Origin of the sequence: Streptomyces sp. NPDC014864 (assembly GCF_043081525.1) — a bacterium.
Lineage (GTDB): Bacteria > Actinomycetota > Actinomycetes > Streptomycetales > Streptomycetaceae > Streptomyces.
Window position 1 is genome coordinate 750,737 of sequence record NZ_JBIBWT010000001.1, and the last position, 14,086, is coordinate 764,822.

Consider the following 14,086-nt stretch of genomic DNA (forward strand, 5'->3'; position numbering starts at 1 on the left):
CACGGTGTCCCGGCCCGCGTGGCCGGGTACACCCTGGGGGTACGTGCCCGGAACCGGCAGCGCCAGCGCCACCGTCCGCGGATTCTCCGAGGGGGATCGGATGGTCGAGTTCATGACGGAGACGACACAGCGTCCCGCCGGGACGCAAGGCCCCACCGGGGTGCCGCGCCCCACCGGCGCGGCCCGGCAGGCTGGGGAGGAGGCCGGCCGAGGAGGGGACCGGCCTGCCGCGACACTGCCCCACCGAGCGGTCGGCCGCCGGACGGAAGGCCGGGTGGACGCCGCCGACGCACAGGACGCGACGGTGATCCTGGAGCGTGCCCGGACGGTGGTCGATCCCGAACTGCGGTCCGCAGTCGCCTCGCTGCCCGGCGCGATGCGCCGGATCGCGCGCTACCACTTCGGCTGGGAGCAGGCGGACGGCACCCCGGCGGCGGGGCACGGGGGCAAGGCCATCCGCCCGGCGCTCGTCCTCACCGCGGCCGCCGCGCTCGGCGGCCCGGGGGCGCGGACGCAGGCGGCGCGCGCCGCCGCGGCCGTGGAACTGGTCCACAACTTCACATTGCTGCACGACGACGTGATGGACCGGGACGCCACCCGCCGGCACCGGGCCACCGCGTGGACGGTGTTCGGTGACAACGACGCGATCCTCGCCGGGGACGCCCTTCAGGCACTGGCCCTGCGGCTGCTCGCCGAGGACCCGCATCCGGCGTCCCCCGCGGCCGCGGCCCGGCTCGCCGCCTGCGTCGTGGAGCTGTGCGCGGGCCAGCAGGCGGACACGGCCCTGGAGCGACGCGACCCGCGCGAGGTCACGCTCACCGAGGTGCTCGCGATGGCCGAGGCCAAGACGGGCGCGCTGCTGGGGTGCGCGTGCGCCGTCGGCGCGCTGTACGCGGGAGCGGCGGAGGAGGACGTCGAGGCGCTGGACGCGTTCGGCCGGCAGGCCGGGCTCGCCTTCCAGCTCATCGACGACGTGATCGGCATATGGGGCGACCCGGACCGCACCGGCAAGCCGGCCGGCGCCGACCTCACCGCGCGCAAGAAGTCCCTGCCGGTGGTCGCCGCACTCACCTCCGGCACCCCGGCCGCCGCCGAACTCGCCGAGTTGTACGCACGCCCCCACCGGGAAGGAGAGAGGGAGCGGGTCACACTGGCCGTCGAGCGGGCCGGCGGACGTGACTGGGCGCAGGCCCGGGCGGCCGACCTGATGGGCCGGGCCCTGGACGAACTGGCCCGGGCCGTCCCGGACCCCGCCCGGGCGGGCGGCCTGCTCGCCCTGGCCGAGTTCGTGACCCGGCGCACCAGCTGAGTCCGCGTCCGGCCCCGCCGCGCCGACCGTCCGGTCGGCGCGGCACCGAAAGACCCCGGTGCCCTCGGGTCCGTACGGCTCCTGACCCCGTACGGCCGCCGCGGGCACCGGTCCGGCGGGTCCCGCACTTCCCCACGGTGTGCGGGGCCCGCCCTTGTCGCCGGGCGCGAACCACGCCCGCACCCGCACCGAGTACCCTCAACGCCCGTACGGGGCAACCTAGTTGAGGCGAAGGGGTGGCAGATGGGCGTGGCGATCCGGACGGCGGGGGAGAGTGACCACGAGCTGGTCGTGCGGTTGCTGGACGAGGCCTTCCAGGACGACCCGGTCAGCGGCTGGGTCTTCCCCGGCGACGACTACCGCCGCGCGACCCACCACCGGCTGATGGCGGCCTTCACCGACATCGTGCTCGCCGAGGGCCGGATCGACATCACCGCGGAGGGCACGGCCTGCGCGCTGTGGCTGCCGGTGCCCGCCGGAGGCGACGGCGGGCACTCGGGGGACGGCGGCACCGGAGCGGACGACGCCGTAAGGCTGCGCCAGAGCGTCGACCCGGCCAACGAACGCGTGGAGTGGATCGCCCGGCTGATGGCCGAGGCGCACCCCGCGGACCGTGCTCACGAATACCTGTGGATGATCGGCGTCACCCCCGCCCGGCAGGGTGAGGGGCTGGGCACCGCGCTCGTCCAGCACGTCCTGGACCGCTGCGACCGCGAGGGAGTGCCCGCCTACCTGGAGGCCAGCAGCGCCCGCAGCACCAGGCTCTACGAGCGCCTCGGGTTCGCCCCGACCGGCCGCACCCTCGACCTGCCGGACGGCCCGAGCATGTGGCCGATGTGGCGGGAGCCGCGCGGCTGACCCCGTCCCGGCTCCTCGTGCCTCACTTCTCGGGCACGATCGCCGCCACGATCCGCTCCACCATGCCCTCCGGCGTGCCCACTCCCGGCAGGACGCCGTGCAGGACACCCGGCAGGGTCAGATGCTCCAGGATGAGCCCGAGCACCGCGAGGTAGAGCACCGTGACGGTCTCGTCGCCGCCGGGCAGCCCGGCCGCGCGGTGGAACTCCACGGCCTCCTCCAGGTCCCCGCGCACCGACCTGGTGAAGGAGTCGCGCAGCGCGGGCCGCCGGGTGGCCTCCAGGCGCATCTCCAGCAGGGCCAGGTAGCCCGTGCGGTCCCGGGTCGCGCGGGCCAGCAGGTCGTGCATGAAGGCGGTGACCAGGGTGCGGTCCCTCGGCCGGGCCATCAGCCGGGCCAGCACCTCCGGGTCGGGTGCGAGACGGATGTGCAGCCGGGCGTCGATCTGGCGCAGCAGGTCGTCCCGGCCGGTGAAGTAGTTCGAGGCGGTGCCCACCGGTACGCCTGCCGCGGCGTCCACCGCGCGGAACGTCAGCCCCCGCGCGCCCTCCCGCGCGAGCACCGCGACCCCTGCGTCGACCAGGGCCGCCCGCCGCTCCGGATTGCCGGCCATGCGGAATCCCTTCTGCCACTTGCTTCCGGTGCTGGAAATCCCTTGTAACCACTACAAGTGAAGCACTACAACTGGAGTAGTTTGACACCCTACGGAATGAGACCCGCTTGCGAAAGCTCACCTATTTCGTCGCATGCTCCATCGACGGCTTCATCGGCGACCCGGCCGGCGACGCCTCCTCGATGTTCGCCTTCCTGGACGAGGAGTTCCTCGGGTATCTGACGTCGACGTACCCGGAGACCATCGCTGCGCAGGGCCGTGCCGCGCTCGGCGTCGAGGACACCGCGGACCGGCACTTCGACACGGTGGTGCAGGGGCGCGGCAGCTACCGGCTCGCCCTCGACGCCGGGATCACCAGCCCATACGGTCACCTGCGCGAGTTCGTCGCCTCCCGCACCCTCGGTGCCGCACCCGGACCGAACGTGGAGGTGATCGCCGAGGACCTGGTCGGCAGGATCCGCGAGCTGAAGACGGAGGAGACCGGCCTCGGCATCTGGCTCTGCGGCGGCTCGCAGCTCGCGGGCGAGCTGCTCGACGAGATCGACGAACTGGTCATCAAGACGTACCCGCAGGTCTACGGCTCGGGCATGCCGATGTTCGGCTCCGGCTTCGCCGTCACCGACTTCACCCTGGAGTCGGTGCGCACCTTCGCCAACGGGGTGATCGTCCGTACGTACGCGCGCCGGCGCTGACCGTTCTACCCTGGGGACATGGGCGGCGAACGACACGTCTGTCCCGACTGCGGACAGCCTGTGGAGACGGTCATCGGGAGGCACAAGACCCTGGGGGCCTGGGTGCCGGTGTGGGGGCCCGGGCCGTGCCGGAACCCGGCCTGCGGGTCCCACGCCGGAGCCGCGCCCGAGGCGGCTCCCGAAGCGGCCTCGCCGGAGCCGCACGAGTCCGCTCCGGCTCACGAGTCCGCTCCGGTTCACGAGTCCGACCGGGCTCACGACTCCGCCCCGGCCGGCGAGGTGGGCAGGGAAAGCCCGGCGTAGACCTCGTCGAGGACGGTGGGCAGCAGGGCGTTGGCGGTGGTCCGGCCGTCGGGCGACAGGGTCAGGTTCGTCCAGATCACGAGCGTGACGTCGTGGTCCGGGTCGTGGCCGACGAACGAGTTGAAGCCGGGGAGTTCGCCGCCGTGGTAGTACATCGCGGCGTGCGGACCGAAGCGCTGGTGGGCGATGCCGTACCCGTACTTCTGCCCGTCGGGCGCGGCCGGGTCCTCGGCCCGCGGGCTGTGCAGCCACTGCCGCTGGAACGCGGGGCCGAGGACCTTGCCCCTCACCAGGGCCCGGATCCAGATGGCCAGGTCGTCCGCGGTGGAGACGGCGCCTCCGGCGGCGGTGGCGTAGGAGGGGTTCTGGTGCGTGCAGTCCCTCGGCCGGAGCCTCCCGGACCGGGCCGCCGCCTGCGTGCCGGCGGGGTAGGGCCGGTCGACCAGCGCGTAGGCCGTCCCGCCGTACATGTAGCCGTGCGCGAAGGGAGCGGGGAGGGACACGTCCTCGGCGCCGGGCAGCGAGGTCCCCGCCAGGCCGAGCGGGGCGAGCAACCGGTCCCGGAACTGCCGGGCCAGCGGGTGGCCGCCCGCCTTCTCGGCGACGAGGCCGAGCAGCGCGTAGTTGGTGTTGCTGTACTCGTAGGAGGTGCCGGGCGCGAAATTCGGCGGGTGCCGGAACGCGAGGGCCAGCATCTCCCGCGGCGTGCGGGCCCGGCCCGGGTCAGCGTCCAGGCTCGCCGCGAGTTCGGGCGCGTCGGTGTAGTTGTAGAGCCCGCTGCGCATCCTCAACAGGTCGGCGATGGTGATGTGTTCGCCGTTCGGCACCCCTGGGACGTAGGCGGACACCGGGTCGCTCAGCCGGAGCCTGCCGTCCTGCGCGAGCAGAAGGATCAGCCCCGAGGTCAGGGTCTTGGTGTTGGAAGCGATCCGGAAGTGGTCGCCCGTGGTGGGCGGCCGGGCGGTGCCCCGCTCCGTCGTGCCGACGGTCGCCCGGAAGGTCCCCTGCGGGGTGCGGAGCAGGACCACCGCGCCGGGAACCATGAGCTTCTTCGCCGCACTCGCCACGGCGGACCGGAACGCGGCCGGGTCGATGGGCTTCAGCGCCGGAGGAGTGGGGTCGGAGGCGCGGGCCGTCGCCGCGGGCGAGGAGGGCGAGTCGACCGGGGCGGCGAGCCCCGAGGGCAGGCCGCAGCTCACGACGAGGAAGGCCGCGCACGAGGCCGCGACACCGGCTCCCGCCCGGCGCGGGAGGTTCGGCGTGCCGTGGTCGGCTCGCGGGTTCCTCATGCCGTCGTCGCAACCGCCTACTCGCCGGTCCCGCCGGGCGGCCGGGCCCGCTCCGGAGTCCGGGCGGCGGGCCGGTCGCCGCGCGTGTCACCGGTCGCCGGACCGTTCCATGAACCGCAGCATGTTCCCGGCGGGGTCCCGGAACGCGCAGTCCCGCACCCCGTAGGGCTGGTCCATCGGCTCCTGGACGACGTCCGCGCCGGACTCCTGGACCCGTGCGAAGAGGGCGTCGCAGTCGGCCGTGGTGAAGATGACCCCGCGCAGCACGCCCTTGGCCAGCAGGCGGGCCATGGCCTCCTTGTCGGCGGGTGAGGCGTCCGGATTCGCGGCGGGCGGCTCCAGGACGATCTCCACGTCCGGTTGCAGCGGCGATCCGACGGTCACCCACCGCATCCCCTCGAACCCGACGTCGTTGCGGACCTCCAGGCCCAGCACATCCCGGTAGAAGATGAGCGCCTTGTCGTGGTCGTCGACGGCGATGAAGCACTGGCGGAGTTTGAGGTCCATACCCCCAACCTAGGACCGCCGCGGCGCTCCCGCCCGACTGGGCCGCGTGAACGTGCGGGCGACACACGCCGGGATCACCGCACTCTCCTCGTGCGACCGGGCCCGGTAGGCGCTCGGCGTCTCGCCGACCAGCTCCGTGAACCGGGAGCTGAACGATCCCAGCGAGGTGCAGCCGACCGCCATGCACACCTCCGTCACACTCAGGTCCCCCCGCCTGAGCAGCGCCTTCGCCCGCTCGATGCGCCGGGTCATGAGATAGCCGTACGGCGTCTCCCCGTAGGCCTCCCGGAAGCTGCGCTGGAAGTGGCCCGGCGACATCAGCGCGGTGCGCGCCAGCGCGGCCACGTCCAGTGGCTCGGCGTACTCCCGGTCCATACGGTCACGGGCCCGACGCAGCCGTACCAGGTCTTCGGGAGTCATGCGGCCAGCATGGCACGGGAAGGGCGCAGAGGTGGGGAGGTCCTGCAACTCTCCGGTCCCGTGGAACCCGGTCCGCCTGCGGCACCACGCGGCGGCCCGCCCCTCAACGGCACAGGACGTCAGGGGCGAACCGCCGAACCGCTCATCGACCGAATCCGCTGACGAATCGAGGTCGGAAAGCGGATGAGTTCTCAGATGCACCTCGGAACTGATGGGCTCGTTCCGGGGGAGCCCATCATGAGGTCCTGCTCACCCACGGTCACGCTAGTGCGAAATCATGCGAGACGTCGATCACGGTAGCGTTTCTGCTTTCGGAACAAGCGCGACTCGACGTGGCGCCGTACCTGTCCCTGGGGATGGGGGTGACCCATTTGCCGTAGACCGTGTACTTGACCCCCGTGCTACTGAAGCACTCAACGACTGCTCGGTACTTGTGGGAAGTCGGACTGTTGGTGTACCCGCATTTCACATTACCTGTGGCGTTGCCGTTGGACTTCCATTCCTTGCACCTGGGGACCGACGCGGCCTCCGCCGATTCTGCCGCGAGCAGACCTGATATCAATGCCGCTCCGGTGAAAGCGGCAACAGCGGCCACTCTGAGGGAATGCATCTTTCCTCGCTTCTGTCCTCGAATCACATGGGATGCGCTCATGCGATCCATCGGTCTGTGATGGCTGGACTGCCGAATTGGAAATTTCCGGGGGCGTGTCGCGGAAGCACGCACGACGAACTGGCGGGCCCCGGAATTCGAGGCAGCCCAAGAGGTCCGTCCCCGGAGCACGCGCCGAAGGGAATGCCCTGCAGGGACGGACACCCCGCGGCACACCCGCTCGGGGTGTGCCGCGGGACACCGCGGCTCAGCGCCGCATCCTAGGGTTTGACCAGGGCGTTTTCCTTGCCGATGCCTGAGCCGTTGCCCTCGGTGTACAGACTCAGTTCACCGTCGGACCAGCGGACGACGCCGGTGACGAGCATGGCGTGCTCCCACAAATCGTTGGGGGCCTTCCACTTGTGCTCGCCCCAGGTGTCACCGGTGCCGGTGAAGTCGTCGTACAGCGTGAGCTCACCGTCCGACCAGCGCACCACGAGGTCCCAGGTGTCGTTCTGGGTGTAGTCACCGGAACCGATCTCGACCGCGTGGGTCCACAGCTTGTTCGGGTTGACGACCTTGATCTCCTTGCCAAGGCTGGTCCCCGTGTTCTGGTACACCGTCAATTCGCCGTCGGACCAGCGCACGACGAGGTCGTCCTGCCACTTGTTCCCGCCGTAACGGCCGGCGGTCATCGCCTCGGCGTGCTTCCACGTCGCGTTCGGCGCGACGATCTGCTTCTCGCCGTGGAAGCCGTTCTCGTCCACCGACGGGTACAGCGTGACCTCGCCGTCCGACCAGAGCACGAGCAGGTCGGAGCCGTTGTCACCGGTGAAGTCGCCGGCCACGACCTGCTTGGCGTGGTCGGCCCACAACTTGTTCGGCTTTTGGACCCTGATCTCCTTGTCGAAATAGTTCAGGCCCTTGTCCGCGCCGCGGTAGATCGTCAGCTCGCCGTCCGACCACAGGACGAACATGTCCATGCGGTCGTCGGGGACGGGCCCTTTCAGGGCGAAATATCCGGAGGCGATGTCCGTGGCGTGTTTCCACGTCGACGCGGCCGGCAGCACAACAGGGGCCGGCATTTTCCCCGCCACCGCAGCGTCGTAGATTCGCTTGAGGTCGCTGTCGAAGTACGACGAGTAAGACGTGTCGTCGCTGTGCCCGCCCGTCTGCCAGCCACCCGTCACGCCGATGACCTGTGGATGGTCGCCGCCGATGATGAAGGGACCGCCGGAGGTTCCGCGCACGTAGCCCTTGCAATCGATCTGGGAGAAGGTGCCGCCCTTCCAGTCGCCGGAACTGGCGGTGGTGAATTTCTTCATCGGCGACGTGCAGTCGAGCGGGTCCTGATGGGGCTTGTATTTGCCGTCGTCGTCCGGCAGCCAGGGATAGCCGATGACCCTGGTCCTGGGATGGTCGAAGCCCGTGCCGTAGCCGATCGGTATCGCTCCCACCACGTCCTGGACCTTCTTGCCGTCGGAGCGGGCATCGGTCTTCAGCAGCGCGAAGTCCAGGTCCGTGTAGTCGTGGTCACCGCCCTTGCGCAGGTAGCGGGGGTCGGCATAGATCTGCCCGACTTCGATCGGGAAGAGACCGTACGGTTTGGGGTCGGCCCGGTGGTGCTTGGGCACGAACACGAGCTTCTTGTGCTGGTCTGTGCTGTCGAAGCAGTGTGCCGCGGTCAGCACCAAGTCCTTGCCCGGGGAAGGGACGACGGTTCCGGCACAGAACCGGTACTTCAGGTCGCTGTCCTGCCAGAAGAACGTGCCCACCTCCTTGATCCCCTCGAAGGTGTGCGAGGGCGAGGTCCGGGCGACGCCCTTGCTGCGGCTGGGACCGGCCGTCTGCCCCGGCAGTGACTGGTCCTCGTCGACCGGGACTGCCTGTGCCATGCGCTCCGGCGTCCAGAACTTCTCCAGTTCCGTCGCGGGTGTCGTGTCACCGGGAGTGCCGCTCGCGCTCGGCGCCGGGCTGGGCGTGTCCGGCGGGCCGGACACGGACGGCGACGCCGTGGTCGCCTCCGCGCTCGTGGAGGGCGCGCTCGGCGCCGCCGGAGTGGTCGGTGTCGCCTCGCTCGAAGGGGAGGCAGATCGTGACGGGCTTAATGGTGAGCTGCTCGGTCCCCCGGTTACCGAAGGTGTGGCATCGGCCCACGCGGACGTCGGGATGAAGGTGGCCGCTATCGCGGTGGCAACGGCCAGGCTGGATCTCAGCCTCAAAATTCCCCCTTGCTCAGATGCTCACGGACCGTGGTCAGCGGCCCGATCCATTGCGATCGTGGACCCTATCCGCACCCACCATCGAACGTAAAGGCGATTCCATGAAGCAACCAAGGGAGCGTGAAACGGCTCTAACCGGCTGGACAGTCGAGGACACCGAGAGGGGAACCGGGGCATGCGCGCACCCGCACAAGCACGGCCGGTCGGGCTTACCTTCGCGGCGGCTCTGCTCGGCCTGATCACCGTGTCCTGCGGCAGCGGCGGGAGCACCACACCAAAATCAGCCGCCTCCCGTACCACCGCCGAACACGGCTACGAAGCGGCGTACGACGCCGGATGGCGTGCGGGCGAACAGCTCTTCAAGGACGGTGGCAAGGGCGCCGCGATCCGCGAAGTGGTGTGGGGAGGATGTGTCCGCCGGTCACTTACTGCTCAGCCGCACAGTGTCGTGGAGAAGGACCGCGGGGCCTGGGTGCTGGGCTGCAAGCAGGCCGTGGGATCGGGAAGGGACCGCCGTCCGCCGACCGGCTGGGTGACGCGCCGCGAATCCGATCCGGACCTTCTGGCCCGGTTCCGGTCCTGGGCCGTTGCGAACGGAGTGAAGCAGCCCGCGCAACATGCCAGTCGGGCGGTCATTGTCCACCTCGGGGACCGGGATTACGACGTCGAACTCGCCACCGCCTACACCGACAGCAGTGCGAAAGCCGAAGTGAAGCAGCTGGCCGACGCGTTCGTGACCTGGTGGGACGGCGACGACGGCGACGACGCCAGAGCGTGGAACCTCATCGTCTCCACCCGGGACGGCGAGCACCTCATCACCCGCAGGCTCTGACGGCGAGCCGCACAGGGTGGCCCACGACCCGCGCCACTTCTTCGCCTCCGCCCTCATCGCCGGCGGAGCGAGCGCCAAGCAGGTTCAGCTGGACCTCGGCCGTGTGTCCGCCGTCATCACGCCCGCGGATGTACGCCCACCTGTGGCCGGGCGAAGAAGACCGCACCCGGGCCATCAGGGACGCCGTGATCGGCGGGCTGCGGACCGGGTGCGGACCGGAAGACCATGCGACCAAAGAAATCGCAGGTCAGATGGAGTGATCCAGGATCACGCCTTCTTGGTCTCCCAGAAGATCTTGTCGATCTGGGCGACGTAGTCCAGCGCCTTCTGGCCCGTGGCCGGGTCGGTGGAGCCCTTGGCCGCGGAGAGGGCCTTGAGGGTGTCGTTCACCAGCTGGTGCAGCTCCGGGTACTTCTCGAAGTGCGGGGCCTTGAAGTAGTCGCTCCAGAGCACGGAGACGTGGTGCTTCGCGAGCTCGGCACGCTGCTCCTTGATGACGGTGGCGCGCGCCTGGAAGTGCGGGTCGTCGTTGGCGGCCATCTTCTCCTGGATGGCCTTCACCGACTCCGCCTCGATGCGGGCCTGGGCCGGGTCGTACACACCGCAGGGCAGGTCGCAGTGCGCGCTGACCTTGACCTTGGGGGCAAACAGGCGGGAAAGCATGGAGCGTTCCTTCCTCGTGATCGTCTTCTCAGGTGGGACATTACTCCCTGCAAGGCTCGTTTTCGCGAGTGCCCCCTTGGGCTTAGGACAAAAGTCCGGGGTCAGACTGAGACTGGTGGAGGAAGAACCGGGGAGGTGCCGGGTGATGCCGGAGCTGTCGCAGGAGACCGGCCGCAGGGGAGCGGCGCTGCCGTTCGGGCTGGCCGAGGTGACCGGGCCGTCCATGGTGCCGACGCTGCACCACGGGGACCAGCTCGTGGTGCAGTACGGAGCCCGCGTCCGGCCGGGGGACGTGATCGTTCTGCGTCATCCCTTCCAGCAGGACCTGCTCGTCGTCAAGCGCGCGGCGGAGCGGCGCGAGGGCGGCTGGTGGGTGCTCGGGGACAACGCGTACGCGGGCGGCGACAGCACCGACTACGGGACCGTGCCCGAGGACCTGGTCCTCGGCAAGGTGTGGTTCCGCTACCGGCCGCGCGGGGCGGACCGGCGCTCGCCGCTGGCGCTGGCACGCTGGGCGCTGTCGGCCGCGAGGCCCGTGCTCACCGACCGGTCCGCCTCCAGGCGCTTTCGGGCCCGGTAGGCGGCCACGTTGGCGCGGGTCGCGCAGCGGTCGGAGCAGTAGCGCCGCGACCGGTTGGTCGAGGTGTCCAGGTAGGCGTTGCGGCAGGGTGCGGCCTGGCACAGGCCGAGCCGGTCGACGCCGTACTCGGTGAGGTGGAAGGCCAGGCCCATGGCCGCGATGGCCGCGTAGCCGGCGGTCGCGTTGGACGGGTGGTCGGCCAGGTGCATGTGCCACAGGGGGCGGCCGTCGTCGTCGCGGTGGTCGTGCCCGGAGATCTGCGGGCTGACCGGGAACTCCAGCAGCAGTGAGTTGAGCAGGTCCACGGCGAGGGTCTCGTCGCCCTGGTCGGCCGCCTCGAAGACCGCGCGCAGCCGGCCCCGCACCGAACGGAAGCGCGTGACGTCGGCGTCGGTGGCGCGCCGGGCCGCCGACGCGTTGCCGCTGAACAGGTCGCGGACGGCCTCGACCGAGGTCAGGGAGTCCTTGCCCCGGGCCGGTTCCTCGCTGTTGACGAGACGCACGGCGTAGTCCGAGTAATAGGCCAGTTCCACCTTGTGGTCCTTATGGAGGCGCTCGACGGTCATGGGTACGGTCGGGTAACAGCCGGTCGTGCTTCCAGGGTATTACGGGCCATTCGATCCTCGCCGAACCCACCGCCCGCCGCCTCGAGGTCTGCGGCGAGCATGCCGACGGCGACACGTCCCCCGCCGGGTGGCACGCGCGCGTGCCGCGCGAGAAGGGCTTCGCGCGGGCCCGCCCGGTGCGGTGCTCGCCCTCAGACGCGCTGCTGCCGGCGGAGCCTGGACCTCAGGTTCTCCTCAAGTTCCTTTCTGGGGAAGTGTCCTCGATGACAGGCTCGTGACGAAAGATCGTCAAGCGCTCCGGGTCTGACCAGCCCACCGCCTCGTGGCGGCAACGTGGCCCCACTGACGACATCCAGGGGTTTTCCCGTCCTCGGGGGGCGGCGCCGGTCGAAGACCGTGAGCACGTGAAGGGGGAATCATGCGGGGAGTGAGGGCTGCTGCGACCTCAGCAGCGGCGCTGGCACTGGCACTGACGGGAAGCGTCGTCGCCACTACGCCCGCTCAGGCGTACAGCAAGGTCTGCACGGTTGACCAGAATGCGTACAGCATCTGCTTCGACGGCGACGGCGACAAGTTCATCGTGGACGACCTGAGGGCCGACGGTGAGCGGGCCGTGGTCAAGTGGTACGCGTACGACGGGTCCGGTCGGGAAGGCGAGTGCGAAGACGCGAACGGCTCGTTCAACGGGCCGGTCGTGTGTGACTACGACTTCAAGGAAGGGCGCACCAACTACGTGTCCTTCATGGGATTCACCCGCAAGGGCAAGACCGGCGCGAAGCACAACGAGTCATGGGCCTACACGGGGTACATAACCCCCAGGTAGTCACCGGTCGAAGCCGGGCCATGGACAGTGGGCCCTGCCGTACCGGAGCGGTACGGCAGGGCCCACCGTGCTTCCTAGAGCACCTTCGACAGGAACGACTGCGTGCGCTCGTGCTGAGGGTTCGTCAGCACCTCACGCGGGTGGCCGGACTCGACCACCACGCCTTCGTCCATGAAGACCAGGCTGTCGCCCACCTCGCGGGCGAAGCCCATCTCGTGCGTGACGACGACCATCGTCATGCCGGACTCGGCCAGGTCGCGCATGACGTCGAGGACGTCGCCGACCAGCTCCGGGTCGAGGGCCGAGGTCGGCTCGTCGAACAGCATCAGCTTCGGGTCCATCGCCAGCGCCCGGGCGATCGCCACGCGCTGCTGCTGGCCGCCGGAGAGCTGCGAGGGGTAGTGCCCCGCGCGGTCGGCGAGACCGACCCGCTCCAGCAGCTGCATGGCCCGGTCCCGGGCCTCGCCCTTGCCCACGCCCTTGACCTGCACCGGCGCCTCGATGACGTTCTCCAGCGCGGTCATGTGCGGGAACAGGTTGAAGCGCTGGAAGACCATGCCGATGTCCCGGCGCTTCATGGCGACCTCGCGGTCGCGCAGCTCGTAGAGCTTGTCGCCCTGCTGCCGGTAACCGACCAGTTCGCCGTCGACGTACAGACGGCCCGCGTTGATCTTCTCCAGGTGGTTGATGCACCGCAGGAAGGTCGACTTGCCGGAGCCGGAGGGACCGATGAGGCAGAACACCTCGCCGGGCCGAACCTCCAGGTCGATGCCCTTGAGGACCTCGACCTGCCCGAAGGACTTGTGGACGCCTTCGGCCTTGACCATCGCCACCGACGTGTCCTTGGGGGTCTCGGTCTTGCTGAACCTGTCGGTCATGCCATGCCTCCCTTCGGGCGGCCGAAGGAGAATACGCTGGCCTTGATCTTCTGCCACGGTGTGGGCGGCAGGCTGCGGCTGGAGCCGCGGGCGTAGTACCGCTCGATGTAGTACTGACCCACGCTCAGCACCGACGTCATGAGCAGATACCAGGCTGCGGCGAGGAAGTACATCTCCACCGGGGCGCCGGAGGTCTGACCGATGTCCTGGGCCACCCGGAACAGCTCGGAGAACTGGACGACCGACACGAGCGAGGTCGTCTTCAGCATGTTGATGACCTCATTGCCCGTCGGCGGCACGATCACGCGCATCGCCTGCGGGATGACGATCCTGCGCAGCGTCCTGGCGTGACTCATGCCCAGCGCGTGCGCGGCCTCGGTCTGGCCCTCGTCGACCGCGAGCAGGCCGGCGCGGCAGATCTCCGCCATGTACGCGGCCTCGTTCAGACCGAGGCCGAGCAGCGCGGTCAGGAACGGGGTCATGAAGTCCGACCACTGGTCCTTGTAGAGCGGACCGAGGTTGATGTATTCGAACACCAGCCCCAAGTTGAACCAGACCACGAGCTGCACCAGGACCGGCGTGCCGCGGAAGAACCAGATGTAGAACCACGCGATGGACGAGGTGACCGGGTTCTTCGACAGGCGCATCACGGCCAGCAGGATGCCGCCCGCGATGCCGATTGCCATGGACAGCAGGGTCAGCAGAAGCGTCTTGCCGACACCCTGCAGGACGCGGTTGTCGAAGAAGTAGTCGGGGATCGCGCCCCAGTTGATCTTGCCTTGGGCGAATGCATAGATGATCGCGGCCATGATGGCGATCGCGATGACGGCGGAGACGTACCGCCCGTAGTGCCGGACCGGGATGGCCTTGATGGCCTCCGCGCCCGCCGGGGGCGTGCCCTTCGGCCCCGCCGTCTTGTCGATGTCAGTCACGGGTATTGCC

16 protein-coding genes and 2 pseudogenes are annotated in these 14,086 nt (G+C 69.8%); 9 read left to right on the plus strand and 9 right to left on the minus strand.

The genetic code is table 11. The annotated features are described in order from the left end of the window. Positions 1-100: 100 nt before the first annotated feature. Both ACF1A5_RS03545 and ACF1A5_RS03550 read left to right on the plus strand, forming a co-directional pair. Positions 101-1,309: a family 2 encapsulin nanocompartment cargo protein polyprenyl transferase gene (locus ACF1A5_RS03545; RefSeq protein WP_392191120.1), complete on the plus strand. Its 1,209-nt coding sequence runs from the start codon at positions 101-103 to the stop codon at positions 1,307-1,309. 243 nt (positions 1,310-1,552) lie between these two features. Beyond that, the gene (locus ACF1A5_RS03550; protein ID WP_392191121.1) at positions 1,553-2,167 is read left to right on the plus strand and encodes a GNAT family N-acetyltransferase; all 615 of its coding nucleotides are present in this window, start codon (positions 1,553-1,555) and stop codon (positions 2,165-2,167) included. A 22-nt stretch (positions 2,168-2,189) separates the two neighbouring features. Here ACF1A5_RS03550 and ACF1A5_RS03555 read toward each other — a convergent pair whose 3' ends face one another. Then, entirely contained in the window at positions 2,190-2,780 is a 591-nt protein-coding gene (locus ACF1A5_RS03555) for a TetR/AcrR family transcriptional regulator (protein ID WP_392191122.1), read from the minus strand. A 107-nt stretch (positions 2,781-2,887) separates the two neighbouring features. Here ACF1A5_RS03555 and ACF1A5_RS03560 point away from each other — a divergent pair, with 107 nt between their 5' ends. Beyond that, on the plus strand, positions 2,888-3,472 hold the full coding sequence (locus tag ACF1A5_RS03560) for a dihydrofolate reductase family protein (RefSeq protein ID WP_392191123.1): 585 nt from the start codon (positions 2,888-2,890) through the stop codon (positions 3,470-3,472). Between the two features lie 254 nt (positions 3,473-3,726). Here the strand turns inward: ACF1A5_RS03560 and ACF1A5_RS03565 are convergent, their stop codons facing one another. The 4 genes from ACF1A5_RS03565 to ACF1A5_RS03580 all read right to left on the minus strand — a co-directional run bounded on the left by ACF1A5_RS03565 (position 3,727) and on the right by ACF1A5_RS03580 (position 8,475). Continuing rightward, positions 3,727-5,064, minus strand: coding sequence for a serine hydrolase domain-containing protein (locus ACF1A5_RS03565; RefSeq protein WP_392191124.1), 1,338 nt, complete (start codon positions 5,062-5,064; stop codon positions 3,727-3,729). 87 nt (positions 5,065-5,151) lie between these two features. After that, a complete protein-coding gene (locus ACF1A5_RS03570; RefSeq protein WP_392191125.1) occupies positions 5,152-5,571 on the minus strand; it encodes a VOC family protein in 420 nt (139 codons plus the stop codon). Positions 5,572-5,580: 9 nt separating this feature from the next. After that, the gene (locus ACF1A5_RS03575; RefSeq protein WP_392191126.1) at positions 5,581-5,991 is read right to left on the minus strand and encodes a helix-turn-helix transcriptional regulator; all 411 of its coding nucleotides are present in this window, start codon (positions 5,989-5,991) and stop codon (positions 5,581-5,583) included. Between the two features lie 870 nt (positions 5,992-6,861). Next, positions 6,862-8,475, minus strand: a complete 1,614-nt coding sequence (locus ACF1A5_RS03580; protein WP_392191127.1) for a trypsin-like serine peptidase — start codon at positions 8,473-8,475, stop codon at positions 6,862-6,864. Between ACF1A5_RS03580 and ACF1A5_RS03585 the strand changes: the two genes are divergently transcribed. The 3 genes and pseudogenes from ACF1A5_RS03585 to ACF1A5_RS03595 form a co-directional block, all read left to right on the plus strand. Next, a complete protein-coding gene (locus ACF1A5_RS03585) occupies positions 8,474-8,893 on the plus strand; it encodes a hypothetical protein (RefSeq protein WP_392191128.1) in 420 nt (139 codons plus the stop codon). The genes ACF1A5_RS03580 and ACF1A5_RS03585 overlap by 2 nt on opposite strands. Before the next feature lie 84 nt (positions 8,894-8,977). Further along, complete coding sequence (locus ACF1A5_RS03590) at positions 8,978-9,634, plus strand: hypothetical protein (RefSeq protein WP_392191129.1); 657 nt, start codon at positions 8,978-8,980, stop codon at positions 9,632-9,634. Positions 9,635-9,641: 7 nt separating this feature from the next. Further along, positions 9,642-9,894, plus strand: a pseudogene (locus ACF1A5_RS03595) (site-specific integrase); the annotation flags it as partial. Between the two features lie 7 nt (positions 9,895-9,901). Here the strand turns inward: ACF1A5_RS03595 and sodN are convergent. Further along, positions 9,902-10,297, minus strand: a complete 396-nt coding sequence (sodN, locus tag ACF1A5_RS03600) for a superoxide dismutase, Ni (protein ID WP_356186063.1) — start codon at positions 10,295-10,297, stop codon at positions 9,902-9,904. Between the two features lie 145 nt (positions 10,298-10,442). On the opposite strand from sodN, the gene sodX reads away from it, so the two are divergent. Beyond that, the gene (gene sodX / locus ACF1A5_RS03605; RefSeq protein WP_392191130.1) at positions 10,443-10,877 is read left to right on the plus strand and encodes a nickel-type superoxide dismutase maturation protease; all 435 of its coding nucleotides are present in this window, start codon (positions 10,443-10,445) and stop codon (positions 10,875-10,877) included. Here sodX and ACF1A5_RS03610 read toward each other — a convergent pair. Continuing rightward, positions 10,760-11,410 (minus strand): CGNR zinc finger domain-containing protein, encoded by a 651-nt coding sequence (locus tag ACF1A5_RS03610; protein WP_392191214.1) that lies wholly within the window; start codon positions 11,408-11,410, stop codon positions 10,760-10,762. The genes sodX and ACF1A5_RS03610 overlap by 118 nt on opposite strands. A gap of 86 nt (positions 11,411-11,496) precedes the next feature. Here ACF1A5_RS03610 and ACF1A5_RS03615 point away from each other — a divergent pair. Further along, a pseudogene (locus tag ACF1A5_RS03615) lies at positions 11,497-11,655 on the plus strand (SAM-dependent methyltransferase); the annotation flags it as partial. A 206-nt stretch (positions 11,656-11,861) separates the two neighbouring features. Further along, a complete protein-coding gene (locus tag ACF1A5_RS03620; protein ID WP_392191131.1) occupies positions 11,862-12,266 on the plus strand; it encodes a hypothetical protein in 405 nt (134 codons plus the stop codon). A 74-nt stretch (positions 12,267-12,340) separates the two neighbouring features. On the opposite strand, the gene ACF1A5_RS03625 is transcribed toward ACF1A5_RS03620, so the two are convergent. Next, complete coding sequence (locus ACF1A5_RS03625) at positions 12,341-13,093, minus strand: amino acid ABC transporter ATP-binding protein (RefSeq protein WP_392191215.1); 753 nt, start codon at positions 13,091-13,093, stop codon at positions 12,341-12,343. Between the two features lie 47 nt (positions 13,094-13,140). After that, positions 13,141-14,076 carry an amino acid ABC transporter permease gene (locus tag ACF1A5_RS03630; RefSeq protein ID WP_392191132.1) on the minus strand — a complete coding sequence of 312 codons (936 nt, stop codon included), beginning with the start codon at positions 14,074-14,076 and terminating at the stop codon, positions 13,141-13,143. Positions 14,077-14,086 lie beyond the last annotated feature (10 nt).